This is a genomic window from Pseudoalteromonas sp. OF5H-5, assembly GCF_021530695.1.
GTDB lineage: Bacteria > Pseudomonadota > Gammaproteobacteria > Enterobacterales > Alteromonadaceae > Pseudoalteromonas.
The window spans coordinates 102,125-119,638 of record NZ_JAKGBF010000006.1; the positions used below are offsets into that span (position 1 = coordinate 102,125).

Annotated in this window: 9 protein-coding genes; 7 read left to right on the forward strand and 2 right to left on the reverse strand. The window is 41.7% G+C overall.

Going from position 1 to position 17,514, the window contains the following annotated elements:
* Positions 1-202: 202 nt before the first annotated feature.
* From L1271_RS10860 to L1271_RS10875, 4 genes are all read left to right on the forward strand, one after another.
* Positions 203-4,738, forward strand: a complete 4,536-nt coding sequence (locus tag L1271_RS10860) for an ATP-binding protein (protein WP_235367844.1) — start codon at positions 203-205, stop codon at positions 4,736-4,738.
* A 29-nt stretch (positions 4,739-4,767) separates the two neighbouring features.
* Positions 4,768-5,973, forward strand: coding sequence for an EAL domain-containing response regulator (locus tag L1271_RS10865; protein ID WP_235367845.1), 1,206 nt, complete (start codon positions 4,768-4,770; stop codon positions 5,971-5,973).
* A gap of 46 nt (positions 5,974-6,019) precedes the next feature.
* On the forward strand, positions 6,020-7,222 hold the full coding sequence (locus tag L1271_RS10870; RefSeq protein WP_010607500.1) for a response regulator: 1,203 nt from the start codon (positions 6,020-6,022) through the stop codon (positions 7,220-7,222).
* A 166-nt stretch (positions 7,223-7,388) separates the two neighbouring features.
* Positions 7,389-8,267: an AraC family transcriptional regulator gene (locus L1271_RS10875; protein WP_233525275.1), complete on the forward strand. Its 879-nt coding sequence runs from the start codon at positions 7,389-7,391 to the stop codon at positions 8,265-8,267.
* Between the two features lie 105 nt (positions 8,268-8,372).
* Here L1271_RS10875 and L1271_RS10880 read toward each other — a convergent pair whose 3' ends face one another.
* Both L1271_RS10880 and L1271_RS10885 read right to left on the reverse strand, forming a co-directional pair.
* Positions 8,373-10,784, reverse strand: a complete 2,412-nt coding sequence (locus tag L1271_RS10880) for a TonB-dependent receptor (protein WP_010607498.1) — start codon at positions 10,782-10,784, stop codon at positions 8,373-8,375.
* Between the two features lie 267 nt (positions 10,785-11,051).
* A complete protein-coding gene (locus L1271_RS10885) occupies positions 11,052-11,954 on the reverse strand; it encodes a sulfite exporter TauE/SafE family protein (protein ID WP_102058578.1) in 903 nt (300 codons plus the stop codon).
* Positions 11,955-12,209: 255 nt separating this feature from the next.
* Between L1271_RS10885 and L1271_RS10890 the strand changes: the two genes are divergently transcribed.
* The 3 genes from L1271_RS10890 (at position 12,210) to L1271_RS10900 (ending at position 17,488) form a co-directional block, all read left to right on the forward strand.
* Positions 12,210-14,477, forward strand: coding sequence for an aminotransferase class V-fold PLP-dependent enzyme (locus L1271_RS10890; RefSeq protein ID WP_010607496.1), 2,268 nt, complete (start codon positions 12,210-12,212; stop codon positions 14,475-14,477).
* A 563-nt stretch (positions 14,478-15,040) separates the two neighbouring features.
* Complete coding sequence (locus L1271_RS10895) at positions 15,041-15,199, forward strand: DUF2256 domain-containing protein (protein WP_102058576.1); 159 nt, start codon at positions 15,041-15,043, stop codon at positions 15,197-15,199.
* Between the two features lie 126 nt (positions 15,200-15,325).
* On the forward strand, positions 15,326-17,488 hold the full coding sequence (locus L1271_RS10900; RefSeq protein WP_235367846.1) for a TonB-dependent siderophore receptor: 2,163 nt from the start codon (positions 15,326-15,328) through the stop codon (positions 17,486-17,488).
* Positions 17,489-17,514: the final 26 nt, after the last annotated feature.

Below are 17,514 nucleotides of genomic sequence, written 5' to 3' on the forward strand. Positions count from 1 at the left end.
TTTCTACTATAGTTTGTTTTGTGAGATAACGCAGGTGGCAAATGTGAGCAAGTATTTTAAAATAATCTCCCTAACCCTTTTTTCCCTAGTCTGCTTAAGTGGTTTTTACCTCGAAATTAACGAGTTTAATAAAAATCGTGTGGTTCACTAGAGTCTGACTTTATACTACAACAACCTTTCCGCCCTAGATAAAGCGATTGAAGTGATCTTTAGTCTGCAACGTGAACGCGGCATGTCCACGGGGTTTAAGTCCGAAGAAGAACACGACGCGCGACTACTTGCATATTATCAGGAAACGGACGAAAAAATAATAAGACTCACTGCTGAAAAACTCACGAGCATTAATAACTTCGATCAGTTTCAATTGACCATAAAAGACGATATACAAACACTGAGAAAGCTCAATAGACAGGCAAATATCAACCACGAGCAACTATTTCTTCGCTACACAATTTTGATTAATCACTTAATCGATACAGTCCGAACCATACAAACTGAGCAGTCCTTCATCCATAATTTTGGTAGCAATGAGGATAAAACACAGTACCAGAATATTCACACACTTATCAGAGCAATTGAGTTAGGGGGCAGACTCAGAGCTAAGATCAGCCGATACTTAACGGCAGATGAAGAGGCCACTAGATTAAGTGCAATGAGAAGCGCGCTACAATACTACGCCACTCATGTCACACTGATGGACAGCCTCAAAGATAATCAAAATACCGTACAGCTATACAATGCCGCTACGGCGTCTAGAGAGTATGACTATGTCACCTCAGCCCTAAACCGCTTTAGCCGTGGAGCTGAAATCAACTTACCACACTATGTGTGGTGGGATAACAGTACTGCCTATTTGAACTTGCTCGCTAGTGGCAGCCTGAATTTACTTGAATATATGAAGGACTCTGCTGCCGCATCTATGCAAAATTCACAAGAGCGAGCTCAAACCTCACTCATTATCTCTTTGATCATTGCGCTGCTTTATATCATTTTAATTTGCCTATTGATTAGAGCGTTTACCGAATTAAAAATATATAAAACGGCACCACTTAGAACACAAACCGCACAGCTCATTGTGATATTTTCGTCAGTACTTGCCGTGCTATTTGTGGAACATTTTGCAAGTCAAAAGCAGCTATTATACCTCTCTGAAGTACAAACTCTTAGGCAGCTGAACAACCACTCATTGGAGCGTATAAACCACCTTAAAACGCTATGGTACAAGCCACATGTTGAAAGCCTTAGGTATGCCAGTATTAGCACCAATGCCGATCTCGCTAAACCGTCTCAGTTGCAAACGCTAGCCGTTAATAATCTTAATAACACTCAGTATGTAGACAAAAGCCAGATCGCGTCGTTTTATTCTCAATATCAAGAAAGTTTGCACCGTGGAGGGGTAGTTACACAAATTATAAAGGGTAATGATGGCCATCGAATATTGATTATGGCGGGTCTTGGGCTGTCCGATAAGGGGCTGACGGAAACACTGTATTGGTACGAAGTTCAGCTGGATGTCTTACTTGGCAGCCTAGAACTCAGCCTTGATACCCGCCTAGAAAACGCATCGGGTTACTACACTATGCAGGAAGTCGAGGCGATTAAAATTAGCGGCACGCATACTCCACTAAGTCAATTACTGCTTACTAATAATATTGACCAAACCGACTTTCTAAGTGCAAAAATCTGGGATCAAGAACTTCAAGTGGGTGCTTATGCTTATTCACGTGAAGCGTTTAATCAAGATCTCTTCTACACCATAGAAATTAAGTTTATCTGGCAGGTGTTGTCATTAGTTGCATTTTGCTTATTTGGTTTAGCAATTAGCTATCGCGCCCAACAAAAAGCAAAATTAGACAAGCAAGCTGCAAAAGACGCGATTCAAAAGCGTCAAACTTTATTGAACTCATCTGAGAAGCTTGCCGCTATCGGTAGTTTTGAGGTGCCTGTTGGACAACACGTAGCACATACCTCTGAAGGCTTTAGGACGCTGTTTAACTTAACTCCCGAACTTGAGTACCATAATTTAAAACCAATTATAAAATTACTCGATAGTGACAATAGGAAGAAGTTGCAATCAAACTTACGTTCCATAACTCACGATCAATCTAGTGAACTTCAATTGACAATAAGAGACGAATCTTCAACTAGATACCTAAATGTCATTCTCAATTTAAAATACTACTCAAGTGAAAATTCGCAGTTTGTTGTCGGGGTTGTAAAAGATGTAACGAATCAAGTTAATGAAAACAATCGCCAAAAGAGAATACAAAAAGAACTCGTTGCCGCGAGAAAAGCGGCCCTAGAAAAAATGCATGAAGCGGATGTGGAAAGAATGTCAGCTCAGCATTTACTCAAAGTCCAAAAATCTACAGAAAAGCTGCTTCAAGAAGCCATTGATTCATTTCCAGCATTTATCCTGCTAATTGATGAAAACCAGCATATAGCTATGCTAAATCAGTTTAACGAACACATTAAAAGAACTAATCACAACGAATACCAATTCATGGGAAGCTCTCTCAACAAAGGTTCTGACGTTATAGCATTTATTACCCAACTGCCAATGACAGACAACAGCGAATTACTGTCCATGTTAGAAGAGGCAAAAGACAAAGAGCAGTATCAAGCACTAACGACGTGCCAGTATGTTAGTGAAGATACCCTGTACTGGTTCAACGTGTTAGTGAAAAATATCACCACAGATTCTGGGAAATACACCCTCATCTATCAGAATGATATTACTAAAAGCATTAACTTTTCTGCAGAGCTTGAGCAAGCTCGCATAAAAGCAGAGCAAGCAAGTGAAGCAAAGTCTCGCTTCCTCGCAACAATGAGTCACGAGATAAGAACGCCGATGAATGGCGTGGTGGGCATGCTGGACATTCTCGCCCAGTCTAACCTTGATCACGAGCAATCTCACCTCACCAAAGTCGCAAAAAGCTCAGCATTAGTACTACTTCGAATAATTAACGACATATTAGACTTTTCAAAAATCGAAGCGGGGAAAATGCAACTTGAATCTACGCCATTTAGCTGGCAAGAAATTATTAGAGAACTCGCGGAGCTCCTTGCATATCAAGCGGACTCTAAAAAGCTCAAGCTTGCCTTTTATCTTTCGCCACAGTTACCTAACTGGCAATTAGGAGATCCAGTTAGACTGCGCCAAATTTTATTAAACCTAATCGGTAACGCGTTAAAATTCACCAAAACTACTGCAACCGCCGCTGGCTTTGTAGAAGTGACTATTGGGCGCTCTCCCGATGATGGTTATATGGAAATTAGCGTGAAAGACAATGGTAAAGGTATGTCCGAAGAACAAGTAGAAAACCTTTTTAAACCATTTGTTCAAGCAGATAGCAGTATTCAACGCCAATATGGCGGCACCGGACTGGGCCTTTCCATTACCCACAAACTTGTAGCCATGATGGAAGGGGAAATTGACTGTAGAAGCCTCGAGGGTTTTGGCAGTAACTTTATTGTTACTCTGCCATACTGTGAAGTGCCAAAACAAACCCGTGATATTAGCTTAACCTTAGACAGACTAAAAATTGCTGTGGTGGGCGACGAGGACAAATTTGAAAAAGACCTGCAAAATCAACTGCGCATCTATGAAGCCCAATGTGAAATATTCCCTCGAGAACTGTTTAACGCACAACTGATTGATAGTCAACAATTTGATTATCTCGTTATCACTGCAGAAGCCTTCCAACAACTCACTACAGAAGGAAAAGAAGTTTTCATCGCGGAAAGCGAGTGCAAGTATATTTTACTAGACAATAATCAGGACAAGCTTCCGCATGCAAACAATATCAACGTCTCAAACCTCGCGCTATATCCTTATTACGCTTATAAAGTCGTTTCACACATCGCCACCTTAGAAGGGCTAATTGACAGTGAATCAACAAGTGACGACAGCGAGACTAAATCTAAGGCACTACCCACAATTAATGATGCCCAAGCACTTAACAAGCTTATCTTAGTCGTCGAGGACAATGTTTATAATCAGGATTTATTCAAAAGACAGCTAGCTCTGCTAGGCTATCAATGCATTATTGCCGACAATGGTAAAGTTGCCTTGCAGCTACTCGAACAGTATCACTTTTCGCTTATTATTTCGGACTGCCATATGCCTGTGATGGATGGCTATGAATTCGCAAAACAACGTCGCGAGCATGAACGTGAACGCAATCTAGAGCACATTCCTATCATTGCGGCAACGGCTAATGCGTTAGACGGTGAGAAAGATATTTGCTTTAACGCTGGGATGGACGATTACATTGCAAAGCCCATTGTCTTGCAGAAATTAAACAAAAAGCTAAAAAAATGGTTTTCGAGCAACATTCCAACAAACAGCCAAGGAGCGGAGAATGCTTCCTCATTGATGGAGGAACTAGATGCGCCAACCAGACATATCGACTTGGTGATACTCAGTGAATATGTAGGTACAGATAAAGAGTTACAGAGTATTTTCTTAAGAAGCTTTGTCGACGACACGAAAAAACTGTTACAAGGGGTAGACCTAGAACATCCTGAAAGTGTCAAGAATATTGCACATCAAGGGAAAACCTCGGCGAAGGCTGTCGGCGCAACACAACTCTCTGAAAAAATGGCAGAACTTGAACATGCAGCAGGTGAAGGTAAGCAGATAAAAATTGAAAATTTATTGAATCAATGTTTGATGCTTTTTGATAATGCACAAGCTGAAATCGCTTCTATACTTAATGTGGAAGATCTCACGTAACACGTGCTAAAAATTCAGGTCTAGTATGTATGATAAATAAAAAGCACCTTATTATTGCGATTGATGATAGCGAGCTTATTCTCACACAATTGCAATTGTTGATTTCTAACCAGACACCGTGCGCCTTTAAAGGGTTTAACAGCGGGCTGTCTGCATTAGAAAGTCAAGAACTCCATCAAGCTTCCCTTATTTTACTTGATATCAACATGCCGCAAATGGATGGCGTAGAGATATTACGGAAATTTGCCGAACTAAGTATCCAAGCACCTATCGCTTTGCTAAGTGGTGAAAAAGGTCTATTTATCAAAAATACCGCTGCACTGGCAGAGCTTCATGGCCTCACCATTATATCTAGTTTAGAAAAGCCACTTTCTGCAACTAAGCTAAAAGAACTTTACAGTCAGCTTCAGTCTCAAAATACATCCACAAAGTCCCAACACGCTCTACAAAACTATAGTAAAGATGAGATCTATGAGGGATTATTGCGAGAAGAGTTTTGTGCGTATTTTCAACCTAAAGTCGCAAGTTCATCCGGTGCAATCATTGGCGCAGAAGTGCTTGCAAGATGGCATCATAGTACCGATGGCACTGTGCCTCCTTCACAGTTTATCGCGACAATGGAAGAGAACGAATTAATTCACCTGCTATCCTATAGCCTGTTGAAACAAACCTTGTCCTTGCTTAGCTATAATCGAGATATTCTTAAAGCGCTTCAATTCAGCATTAATTTGAGCGTGAAAGAGCTAGAAGACATAAAACTCCCAGAAAAACTCGAGTCTATTTGCGAAGAGTATTGCACCCCCACCTCTCAAATCACTCTAGAGTTAACTGAGAGTCACTTGTTAGATAACATCAAGCGTGCGCTTGATGTGTTGCTGCGTTTAAAACTTAAAGGCTTTAAGCTGTCTATTGACGACTTTGGTACAGGGTATTCTTCTATTAAGCAGCTCAACGAGTTACCGTTTGATGAACTCAAAATCGATAGATGCTTTGTTGATGGCTGTTCAACGCAACCAAACAAACGCGTCATTATCGCGAGCACCTGTGAGATGGCTCACCAACTTGGACTAGAGGTCGTCGCTGAGGGTGTCGAAGAGATTGAGGACCTAGTCGTTGTACAAAGTTACGAAGTAGAATCGGTTCAAGGCTATTATTACTACCCACCTTGTACCCCGTCGGAGTTTTTGCAAACTGTCTCTGAATCCGCATTGCAAAAGTCTCATTCTAGTAAATAATTAAATTTAATAGGCTTTGATATACTCTCATAGTTAGAGGGAATCTATGCATAAAAAAGACGTTGAACACGCACAACGACATCCAAAAGTGATTATTATTTGCGACGATCCTGCAGAAATGACTGGCGTTGTTGATATTGTTGCTTCTCAAGTCAATGAATACCGTACTCTCACTAGTCATAAAGAAGTAGCTGAAGTGCTAACTGAGTCTCCACCAGATGTCATTGTTATTGCTCGAAAGACAGTCGCAAAAAGCGTCGAAATCTATAGTTTGCTCGCCAAGCATGGCTTACTTAACTATGCTCATGAAAATATTTTACTGTGTGAAAACAAAGAGTCAGGCGTGGCCTTTCGATGTTGTATGAAAGGTATTTTTACCGATTATTTTGTCTACAAACCGATGTATGAGAACTACCGATTTCGTATGATCTTACATAATGCTTTGGTTCGTACGGAAGGCACGTCTGAGGTTGCTAAAATCAGAGAGGAGCATTTTGGTCGCATAGATGACAAGCTAAAGCAATTGATTGATGATGCAGCTTTGTATCATCAAAAAGCGGATGAGACGCTACAAACGGTAAGACGTAATCTCGACAATGAAAAAGGGATTAATAAAGTTCAAGATGACTTGCTAAATGAATTAAAACAAAAACACTTATCGCCACTGCTGGATGAACTAGAACACCAATTGGCAGATAGCGTTCATGAATTAACAAAAAGATTGAAAGATAAACAATTCTCTATCGCTGAGCTTACAGCATTGCTGAGCGAAAAAGACAACTCTAAGTGCGCGCAATTAGCGCAAAATGTATTGCCAGTAGGTGATACCGGTGAGGTTGATGTTAGCGAACCAAAAGCGCTTGAAACCAAGCAAGAAGAAGTAAAAATAATGGTGGTGGAAGACAACGAAATTTATCGAGAGATGATAGCCAAGATCCTACGTGATGAGGGGTATAAAGTAGACTGTGAAACCAGCGGGTTAGGTGCTATAAAAACATTGAGAAAACATAAATTCACCATGGTATTTATGGACTTATTTATGCCAGAGCTTGATGGCTACAATACAACCAAAAATATTCGCAATATTCCACATTGTAAAAAACTTCCTATCATTGCGCTAACCAGCAATAAAAACAAAGATATAATCAGAAAGTGGGCGTCTTTGGGGCTCACTGGGTACATCACCAAACCGTCTACCAAATCATCTATTTTAAAAGCTGTGGAAAAAGCACTTACGGAAAACCAATAAGTTGCGTAAAGTACAAATCAGCAAACATTATCAAATCGAGTTCTGCCATGATAAGCCATATCAACTCTGACGTAAGTTTCGGAGTTGTAATACCAATTCGCCTAATTAAGTGATCTATTTTGAGGCGAATTGGTAAAAGTGGCCGCATAAACCAACAATGAAGTGAATGATGACTAGAAAAGCAACAACCCTGAGCCAATACACTACTCGCTTAAATATTGTTATTGATTACATCTATAACAATATTAATCGCGAACTTGATGTGATCACGCTTGCTGATCAATGCCATATGTCGACTTATCACTTTCACCGTGTTTATCGCTCAATCGCTGGGGAAACCATCAATGCAACCGTAAGAAGAATGCGACTACATGTTGCTGCAGGTATGTTAATTCGCACCCAAGACTCCATTGCAAAGGTGGCTGAGCAGACCGGTTATGCAAGTATTGAAGCGTTTAGCCGAGCATTTTCTCAACGATATAAGCAACCACCTAGCCTATTTCGCCAACATGAACAGGCCAAGGCAAAAGGCTGTGCGGCCGAGTTTTATATCATTAAGGTAGAAGAGGATTCGAATATGTTTAATGTAGAAATAGGCAGTAATGAGCAAATGACGTTAATCGGACTTGAGCACCATGGCGATTACATGCAAATCGGTCAAGCATTTGAAAAATTAAACGTACTGGCGCAGCAACAAGGCTTATTAGGTGCGGATACGCGTTTCTTTGGTGTATATTTTGACGACCCAAAAACCGTCGAGGAAAGCAAACTAAAATCAATGGCAACAATTTTAGTGCCAAAGACAACCGCATCTCTCCCAGAGGGGCTTTGTGAATTCGCCATTCCATCGGGCAAAACAGCTAGCCTACTTTACCAAGGTGACTATGCTTCTCTTGAAACGCCTTACGAGTACCTGTTTGGACAATGGTTACCTAACAGTGAGTTCGAACCTGCCGATGTGCCTGTTATCGAAGAATACTTAAATGATGTTAGAGATACACCACCACACGAGCTTCTCACTCGTATCACTTGTTACATTAAATAACTGATTTTTATCCTGTTCAGGGGTTAACTAATCTAAACGCGACTAAGCATCGACTGCTTAGAAAGAATAAGGAGGGACTTCCCTCCTTATTTATTTGCGAACCAATTAGAACCTATAGTTAAAGCTCAATTTAGCATTTCGCTCGTTGCCAGGCGTGCCACCTAAGAACAATGCTTTACTGTAATAACGCTCGTCAGTTAGGTTTTCAAGGTTTAGCTGAATATCGAACTGCTCAGCATCGAACTTAATTGCAGCATCCCAGCGAGTATAACCATCAATAGTTGCCGTAGGCAGGCCGAAAGAAACAGAATTAATTGTTCGTTCACTCTCATAGTTAATTCCAAGACTGTACTCTAGAGTCCCTCCAAACCAATTAGCTGGCTGGGTATACTTCACCCACGTGCTGGCAAACTTTTTCGGTACCCCTTTCATTTGACCTGAGCGTTCATTCGAACGGATCTCAACAGCATCTTGATAAGTCGCGTTCATATTCACACTGATTTGGTCGTTCAATGCTAAATTTAAGTCAAGCTCTACACCTTTTGACTCATCTTCATCATCGAAGAAATAGCGTGGAACGCTGACATTGTAGTCGTCACCTGGCTGCTCGTTATACTCAGGATTGTTATACATTAGGTTTGTGCGTTTAGTTTCGAACCACACTAATGAGCCCAATAAATCTTCATCAAAGGCAGTAAAACGCACACCAATATCTAACGTTTCAGATTCAGAGTCAGGTCTGTTTTTACGATTTGCATCAGCTTCATTTTCTAGACTACCCAGTACACTGTATGCAGTACGACCTTTTGCCATATTTACAAAAGCAGAAAGCTGAGAGGTCACTTGATAATTCAAGCCAATATTATACGTCATACCTGCATCATCCGTGTCCAGCTCTTCACTCTCTTCTGGTGAACGATCAGTACCTAAATGCTGATATTTTTGTTCAACGCTAGTATATGCAAGACCAGCACGAGCAGTTAGTGCATCAGTGATATACACCACTTCTTGTGCACTAATGCCATACGCCGTAAGCGTTTTATCGTAGTTACTACGTAGCGATGGGTCATAATCCTCGAATTCGCCTGTTGGCCAGTTTGGACTGCGAATGTCTAAGATATATGGAATTGAACCTTTACCATCGGCATCATATGCAGACCAACTTTTTAAGCGCATATCACGATTTTCATAGTTAACGCTGACTAAATGCTCACCGCTCAAAGAAGCCATATCCCAAGTTAACTGTAAATCAGCAAAGTACTGCCAAGTTTTTTCGCTGGCAACTTGACGGCGATACTCTTGACGGCGAGCCGCATAAGGATATAGCACATCATCAATCACAAGCGGAGCTCTTGGGTTTGCATTGATCACACCATTGCGCTCCCAATAAACATAATTGTAAGCACCTGTTTGGCGAACAAAATCAGAATCATAGCTACGCCATAATACCTGCTGGGTTAGCTTCGAGTTGCGATTTAAGTACCAATCGTGACGAAGCTTTATCCGTAACTCTTCACCTTCATTAGGACGAGATAAAGGAGAAATCAGATTCCCATCGCCAAGATTAAAAGGCTTTAGGCCATCGCCAATACGAATTGACTCAGCAAGTTGCGCGCGCTGTTCATCATTCAGCTGTACACCTAACCACTTACCTTTCTCAGCATCATATTGTGGGTCATTTGGCAAGCGATCAGCTGTAACCAGTCCTGGTTGCCCAGTAATGCTATCCCAGTTAATAATCCGTACCGGATCGCCAATTGAATCTACTTGTTGCGAATCATCAATATAGGCCGCTGAAAGTAAAAATGAGTGCTCGCTGCTTGGGTCGAAACGTAAGCTTGCATAGATTTCGTCTCTATTAGATTCTAGATCTCGATAGCCGTCGCTACGCTCATGGTTTGCAACAACACGGTAGGCAAGCTTGTCAGTAATTGCATCTGTAAAATCAACGCCCAAACCATAAGTATTCCATGCGCCCACTTTACCGTTAATTGAGAGCGCTTGTTCAAACTGTGGCTTTTTCTCAACTAAGTTAACTACACCACCTGCAGCACCAATACCATAAAGGCCTGTAGCAGGACCTTTTAACACTTCAATACTTTCGATATTGGTTAAGGAGCGTGTTGGGTTAAAGCTGTTCCCTAAGTCAGCACCACCATACATACCATCGTAGGTATAGTTTACGCCTAGGCCACGAACCATTAGTGAATCACCAATGCCGTAGTTATTACCGGCCTGAGACAAACCACTTACGTTGCGTAGTGCTTCTTGTAAAGTCGCTGCGCTTTGCGAATCTAGTAGCTCTTTGTCAACAACAACAACCGCGGCGGGGGTCTGCATAAGATCCATATTGGACTTAGTTGCAGTTCCAGATTGCAAAATAATTTTATTATGTTTGCCATAAACACTGATTTTTTCTATGTCTTCAGAAGCAAAAGCCGTTGTGCTTGCACCTAGTAAAGCCAACTTAACCGCAACGCATGAGGCGGAAAGAACAGAAGAGCGAGAGTATTGCATTTTTAACTCCAAACTACGCAATTGGATAGTGGTGAAATAAGCCAAATACCTATTTCAGAAAATAATTTATCAGAGAGGGGGCGAAGTTTAGCAAAACAATAGTAATGATAACAACTATCATTTACATTTTAAAAATGTAATGTTTTTTGCAATACACGAAAAGATGATAATAAAGTGTAACAGATGGATATTTTTATTTAGCGAGCGTAATCTAACTTCGTTATTTGCTCGCTTCGCGGCTTACCCAATTTTGTAAACCGCGTTAGATTAAAACAATCCTAGCAGCGTCGGATATAACTCATAACAGGTAAAGCTCACTTCAAGCCCAATCAAGACTAAAAGAAAACTGACCAGATGCCCCACTTTTACTTTTGAACAAACATAAGCGCCTAATGGAGCACCAACGACCACAATCGGTATTGCCGCTAGCAAATAGCCATTTATTTCACTGCTGATCGTATTGAGGTGCCACGCATTAATACTACTTCCAATCAATGAGGTAAACGTCATCACCACGACGGAGGTTGCAGTCGCCTTTTTCACATCTGCATTATAAGCAATCACCAACAAGGCAAAGAGTGCAATATCTGCACCCGACCCTACTAATCCACTAGCTATACCTCCGATTAACGCTACGGCCATAAAGCGTAGCATTTTAGGTTGGATAAACTCACTGCTAGGTTGATGATGTGCCTTACGCCACCATCTCAAAATCAGTGTTAGTGCAAAGCAGAGCAACAAAAAACTAAAAATAGACTTAACGAGGAGCCTTGGTGCCAGAGGCGCGATATACAATAGGCTGAGCGTTACACCAAGCGCAGCCATTGGCAACGCCATTAAAATAACGTTTTTATATACCGGAATACGGCGACAGAAAATAGTAATGGTCGCCGCTGTCATACCAAAACTTTGTATCGCGAGAGAAAATACCTTGGCCGTAGCGGGGTCTATGTCTAATAATTTAGTCATCACAGGAAAGGCGACGGCGCCACCGCCTAATGCCGTTCCACCTGCCACAAACGATCCCAACGCCATGGTCAGCGCAATATGGGATTCACTGATAATTTGACCAAGTGCTTGATAAAAGCCTTGTACCCAGATCAACGTAGCGTACACACCCAGTGTAAAAAATAAGGGCCACATCGTCGGTTTTGTTATTCGTTGCAACATTATTCATCCATTACTCAAAGAGCCTTTCCTTATTAATACCCGTTACCATACTCATCTAGTATTTGAGCGAACGCAATTAAACATGATGAATACACTTTTTTCAAATTAAATTTACATTAAAAGTGAATACACCTGAATGCAATAAACACATCCTCAATAGTTGAAACGCACGCCTATCTCCCTTATTATAACTATAAATAATTACTTATTACTTTTTGTTATATCGGTAATTTGCTTATACCTAAAGGCACAATCATGACAGTAGAATCGGTGTTACCTCAAATATATCTAGATGCTAATGCAACAACCCCTGTATTAGAGCAAGCAGCAGACGCAGCATTGGTTACCATGAAAACCATGTTTGGTAACCCGAGCAGCAGCCACATTACAGGCCTACAGGCTAAGCAACTGATGGAACAAACTCGCCAAAAAGCACGTGCGGTGCTGGGTTCTGGTCATGGTCGAGTGATTTTCACCAGTGGCGCAACCGAGGGCATCCAAACCGGCATACTATCAGCCCTTTGTGAAGCAAAAAAGAAGATACAGCCAAACAAAAAATATACACTACTTTACGGGGCAACTGAACACAAAGCAGTACCAGAGTCACTTAAACATTGGAATCAAATTTTAGAAATTAATGCCGATGTCAAAGCCATTCCGGTTGATGGTGCAGGTAATCTGGATTTAGCGTTTATCGCAAATGAAGTACCTAATGCGCTAATGATTTGCACTATGGCTGTCAATAATGAAACCGGTGTATATCAAGACCTGAACCAATTAGAAAACGTAATAAGAAAGCATAATTCAAATATTTTTTGGATGGTTGACTGTGTTCAGGCGCTGGGTAAACGCAATTTAAACCTAGCGAGAACAACTATTGACTACGCACCTTTTAGCGGTCATAAGCTCTATGCACCAAAAGGCATCGGTTTTGTTTATATTCGAGAAACCGCGCCGTTTACGCCATTTATTGCTGGCGGTGGTCAAGAGAGCGGTTTACGCTCAGGGACAGAAAACTTACCTGGCCTTGCCGCGCTGAATGTGATTTTTGATGAACTGCTAAAAGAAAATGACAGCCAATTTGCAAGCGTAGATAAACTACACGATTTTCGAAATCAACTAGCACAAACGCTCAAAGATGCGTTCCCGACTATTGTATTTAATAATCACTTCAGTAATAGCGTTCCGACTACACTAAACTTTGCAATTCCGGGATTTAGCTCAAAAGAAATCATGGATTTGTTTGACGCAGCAAACATCCGTGTCAGCTCGGGCTCAGCGTGCAGTTCAAAGGTAACGCGCAGTTTTGTGCTAGATGCCATGGGACTCCCTGCATGGCAAAGCGAATCGGCTATTCGACTGTCTTTTGGTCCTGCCACAACCCAAACTGAAATAGACGCGGCGTGTGAGCGCATTCTCCATTGTGCTCAGGCACTCGGTCACAGTTGTCTCATGCAAGCGGCGAATGGCGTTAACAATAAAGAAGCGCTTGACGGCCTAGTACAATTTAAAGTGGGTGGTGCATGCTGTTGGTTGTTTGCTGATAAGCAGTCAAAAACGGCGATTATTATCGATCCACTTCCTGAGCTGGTAGAACGTCTTAATACGATATTAGAATGCCAGCAGCTAACACTGCTCGCTGCGCTTGATACACATGGGCACGCCGATCACGAATCGAGTCGAACCACACTGAATTTACCAAAACAAACATGCGACCATTTAGGCTGGCCAACTCAAACTACACAAATTGACTATAAAGGCCAGTCACTTGAAGCGCTAGCTATTGGTCATTTCCGTCTTGCAAAACTAACCACCCCAGGACATACGGAAGATAGCGTCACCTTTATGCTATTGGAGCAACAACAAGATAAGTACGCCATCAGATACGTTTTTTGTGGTGACCTAATCCTGATGGGGGCATTAGGTAGAACCAACTTCTCCACCAGCTCACCAAAAGCGATGCTGAATAGCATTCAGTTACTTGCTCAGCTCATCGACACAGATACCTTGTTATGCCCAAGTCACGACTACAACAATGAGTTTGCAACCACCCTAGCGGCAGAGTGTAGTCGTAATTTACTATTAAATAGTGTGCTTCAACATGACATTGCGGTTGATGTATTTGTCGAGAAAAAGGCGCAAATAGACAAAAACATTGTTGATGAGGCTGGCAGTGAGATCATGTGTGGCGCAACGGTTTGCAATAAAAACCAATTTGAATTGCACGAGTACAACACAACAGAGCTCAATGCTCACATCGCTAACAACGAAGGTGTGCTGTTAATTGATATACGTGAACCGCATGAATATGCTCTAAATCACAACAGAGCGTTTGATCAAAATGTGCCACTAACCCGCCTTACTGACTTTATTTGCAAACAAAGCCAAGACAAGACGAAAGAGTTGGTGTTGGTGTGTCGCAGCGGCAGTAGATCACAAGTTGCAGCACAGGCGCTAGCACGACTCGGCTTTAATAATATCGGACATTTAAAAGGAGGGTATGCACTCATCCCATCAGCATAACCTTCACTGTTTCCTTTCTAAAGCCCCTACAGCGCTCGCTATGGGGCTTTTTTGATCTCACTTTTCATCACTACCGTATGAATACTAAAAATGACTAATACCAATTGGCTTAATTAAGTGATCTATTTTGAGGCGAGAAAATCTTGTCGATAACCCCGCTACCGCGTCCTGCTATCGCCAAGGTACCTACATCCGTGTAGGCAAGACGAAAATTTTGCTATTTAACCTGAGGTTTGGATAAGGAATGTTCCAACTCATTGTTTCTAAAGAATAACTTAGTTTTTCCCTTGTCTAGCCAGAGAGTTTTAGGGAAAACACCGCTTCCGCGTCCTGCTCTCGCTAAGGTACCTACATCCTGTAGGCAAGGCGAATTTACGCACCAATAGCTGGCTATTGGAAGTGAATTCAACGCAGTTAGCGCTAAAACTGGCTGCTAGAAAGGCATTAATTATCCGCAGCTCAGGTTATTTAGTTGTTCTAAATGAGAAATTTTTAACTCAGTTAGCGTCAGATTGGCTCCTTCAAATTGAGCAAGTATTAAGACTAATTGGTATCAACCCTAAATGGCTCATAAGAAAGTAAACCTACCTTATAAAGTATGCCCTATTTGCAAACGCCCGTTTTATTGGCGGAAAAAATGGCAAAGAGATTGGGAAAACGTTAAATACTGCTCAAAGCGCTGTGCTGCTGAGCGCCGCTTAAGTATAGGGCACAACAATTAACAAAACGTGGCGAATGTTGTAACTAGAATAATGCTTTGTAATATTTGCAAATTACAGAACAATAATATTGATAATCACTCTCATCTACAATATCATTTGCGCAAACTTAGATCATAGGGATTAATCATGCGCTCATTTAAATACAAATATCCAAGCCTTATTGCCAGCGTAGCACTGGCATTGTCTTGCTCTGCGATTGCACAAGAGCAAACAAAACAAGATAAAGACGACATTGAAATCATCGAAGTTAGCCCAAGAGGACTAATTTCATACGTTAGCGCTACTGCATCAAAAACAGCAGTTCCAATCGTCAAAACACCTGTTTCGGTTTCTGTATTAACAGCACAACGTATTTCTGATTTAGGCGCAGAAACGCTGCAAGATGCGATTGGGTATGTTGCAGGTGTTTATAATGGGCCATATGGTGTTGATACTCGAGGCGACTGGTCTAAAATTCGTGGCGTCGACCCCTTACTCTATGTTGACGGCCTGCAAAAATTGTTTGGCAATTACAACAATACCCGTACTAACCCTTATGCACTTGAAAGCGTAGAGATCTTAAAAGGTCCTTCATCCGTGCTTTACGGACAGGGGTCTACAGGTGGTATCGTCAACGCAGTATCAAAATTACCAAAAGCAGACACTGAAGGTGAGATCTGGGCACAAGTGGGCAACTACGACCGTAAGCAACTAGCACTTGATTACAACACCACATTTGGTGAGCAGCAAGAGTATCAAGCACGTGCTGTTGCCATGTATCGAGACAGCGGCACACAGACCGATTATGTTGATGACAACACCCTGATGCTTGCACCAAGCTTTAGCTGGCTTGCTTCAGATGAAACTAAAATTACCTTGCTTGCCAACCTTCAGAGAAATGAATCAGGCTCTTCAACGCAATTCTTCCCGCATGAAGGCACTATTCTACCTGCAAAATATGGCCAAATTCCCAGTGAGCGTTTCATCAGCGAGCCTGGCTGGGATAAATACGATACTGAGCAACAAGCGATCACCGCTATTGTTGAGCACAGCTTTGATTTAGACACGCATGTTAAGTTTTCTGGTCGCTACAGCGATAGTTCATCCGAGTACCGTACCATTTATTCTTGGCCACCAAAATTTGAAGCAGACAAACGCACTGTTAAACGTATTGCCAGCCTCACCGATTCAAGTGCACGTAGTATGACGATGGATCTTCAATTCCATAAATATTTGGAACTGGATGCGGTTAAACTCACTATGGTATCGGGTGTTGATTACCAAAATGCGGATACAGATTCTGATCGCGGCCGTGGCGTTGCAGCTCCACTCGACTTGTATAACCCAGTGTATGGACAAAGTACAGCGTTACCAACAGCAGTTGTCGATAACCCTGAAAACACGTTAAACAATAAACAGCTTGGTGCTTATGCTCAAGTTACTGCTGAAGTGAATAGCTGGGTACTCAATGCGGCACTTCGCTATGATGATGTTTCAAATCAGGTGCAAACGGCAGGTGCAATCAAAAATAGTCAGAATGCCACAACAGGTCGGATCGGTTTGCTTTACCAATTTGAGAATGGCATAGCGCCCTATGCTAGCTATTCAGAATCGTTTAAGGCTGTATTTGGACAAAAACCACAAGGTGGCGCATATAAACCGCTAGAGGGTGAACAAATTGAACTCGGCTTAAAATATCAACCAACGGGTACCGAACACCTTATCACGGCATCTATATTTGAAATTAAAGACAAAAATCAAATACGGAAAGTTTCCCCCGAATTTGAAGTACAAGACGGTGAAATCGCGGTCAAAGGGTTAGAGCTTGAGGCCCAACTTGAGTGGCAGCACCTTGATATCTATGCAGCATATTCTTATTTAGATACGGAACAAGACGTTTCTCCGCTGTCACCTACAGAGCTCTATGTAGCACAAGATTTGGTTACGCTCATCACAGATGATACTCAGCTCTCAGCAACACCTAAGCACTTAGCTTCAATTTGGGCGACGTACCGCGCAGATGAATGGCTTCCAGGGCTAAAATTTGGCGCGGGTATTCGACATGTAGGAAAAACCTATGATGGCAGTCGCACAGTTGAATTAAACGGCCAAACACTACATCAGCAATTAGTGACTGATAACTTTAACCTTATTGATATGATGATTGGCTATGACATTGAACAATATCAATTCAGTTTACAAGTCGATAATGTCACCGATAAAACGGTTATTACCAGCTGTTTGTTCCGTGGCGATTGTTTCTATGGACAACGTAGAACTATCAGCGCTAACGTGAAATACAAGTTTTAACGGCTAAATTATAAGAACTAAATCGC

Excerpts from the sequence above, each read along its gene's own strand:
- L1271_RS10890 (WP_010607496.1), top strand. The coding sequence starts at position 12,210 with ATGACAGTAGAATCGGTGTTACCTCAAATATATCTAGATGCTAATGCA.
- L1271_RS10880 (WP_010607498.1), bottom strand. The coding sequence starts at position 10,784 with ATGCAATACTCTCGCTCTTCTGTTCTTTCCGCCTCATGCGTTGCGGTT.
- L1271_RS10900 (WP_235367846.1), top strand. The coding sequence starts at position 15,326 with ATGCGCTCATTTAAATACAAATATCCAAGCCTTATTGCCAGCGTAGCA.
- L1271_RS10895 (WP_102058576.1), top strand. The coding sequence starts at position 15,041 with ATGGCTCATAAGAAAGTAAACCTACCTTATAAAGTATGCCCTATTTGC.
- L1271_RS10885 (WP_102058578.1), bottom strand. The coding sequence starts at position 11,954 with ATGTTGCAACGAATAACAAAACCGACGATGTGGCCCTTATTTTTTACA.
- L1271_RS10875 (WP_233525275.1), top strand. The coding sequence starts at position 7,389 with ATGATGACTAGAAAAGCAACAACCCTGAGCCAATACACTACTCGCTTA.
- L1271_RS10870 (WP_010607500.1), top strand. The coding sequence starts at position 6,020 with ATGCATAAAAAAGACGTTGAACACGCACAACGACATCCAAAAGTGATT.
- L1271_RS10865 (WP_235367845.1), top strand. The coding sequence starts at position 4,768 with ATGATAAATAAAAAGCACCTTATTATTGCGATTGATGATAGCGAGCTT.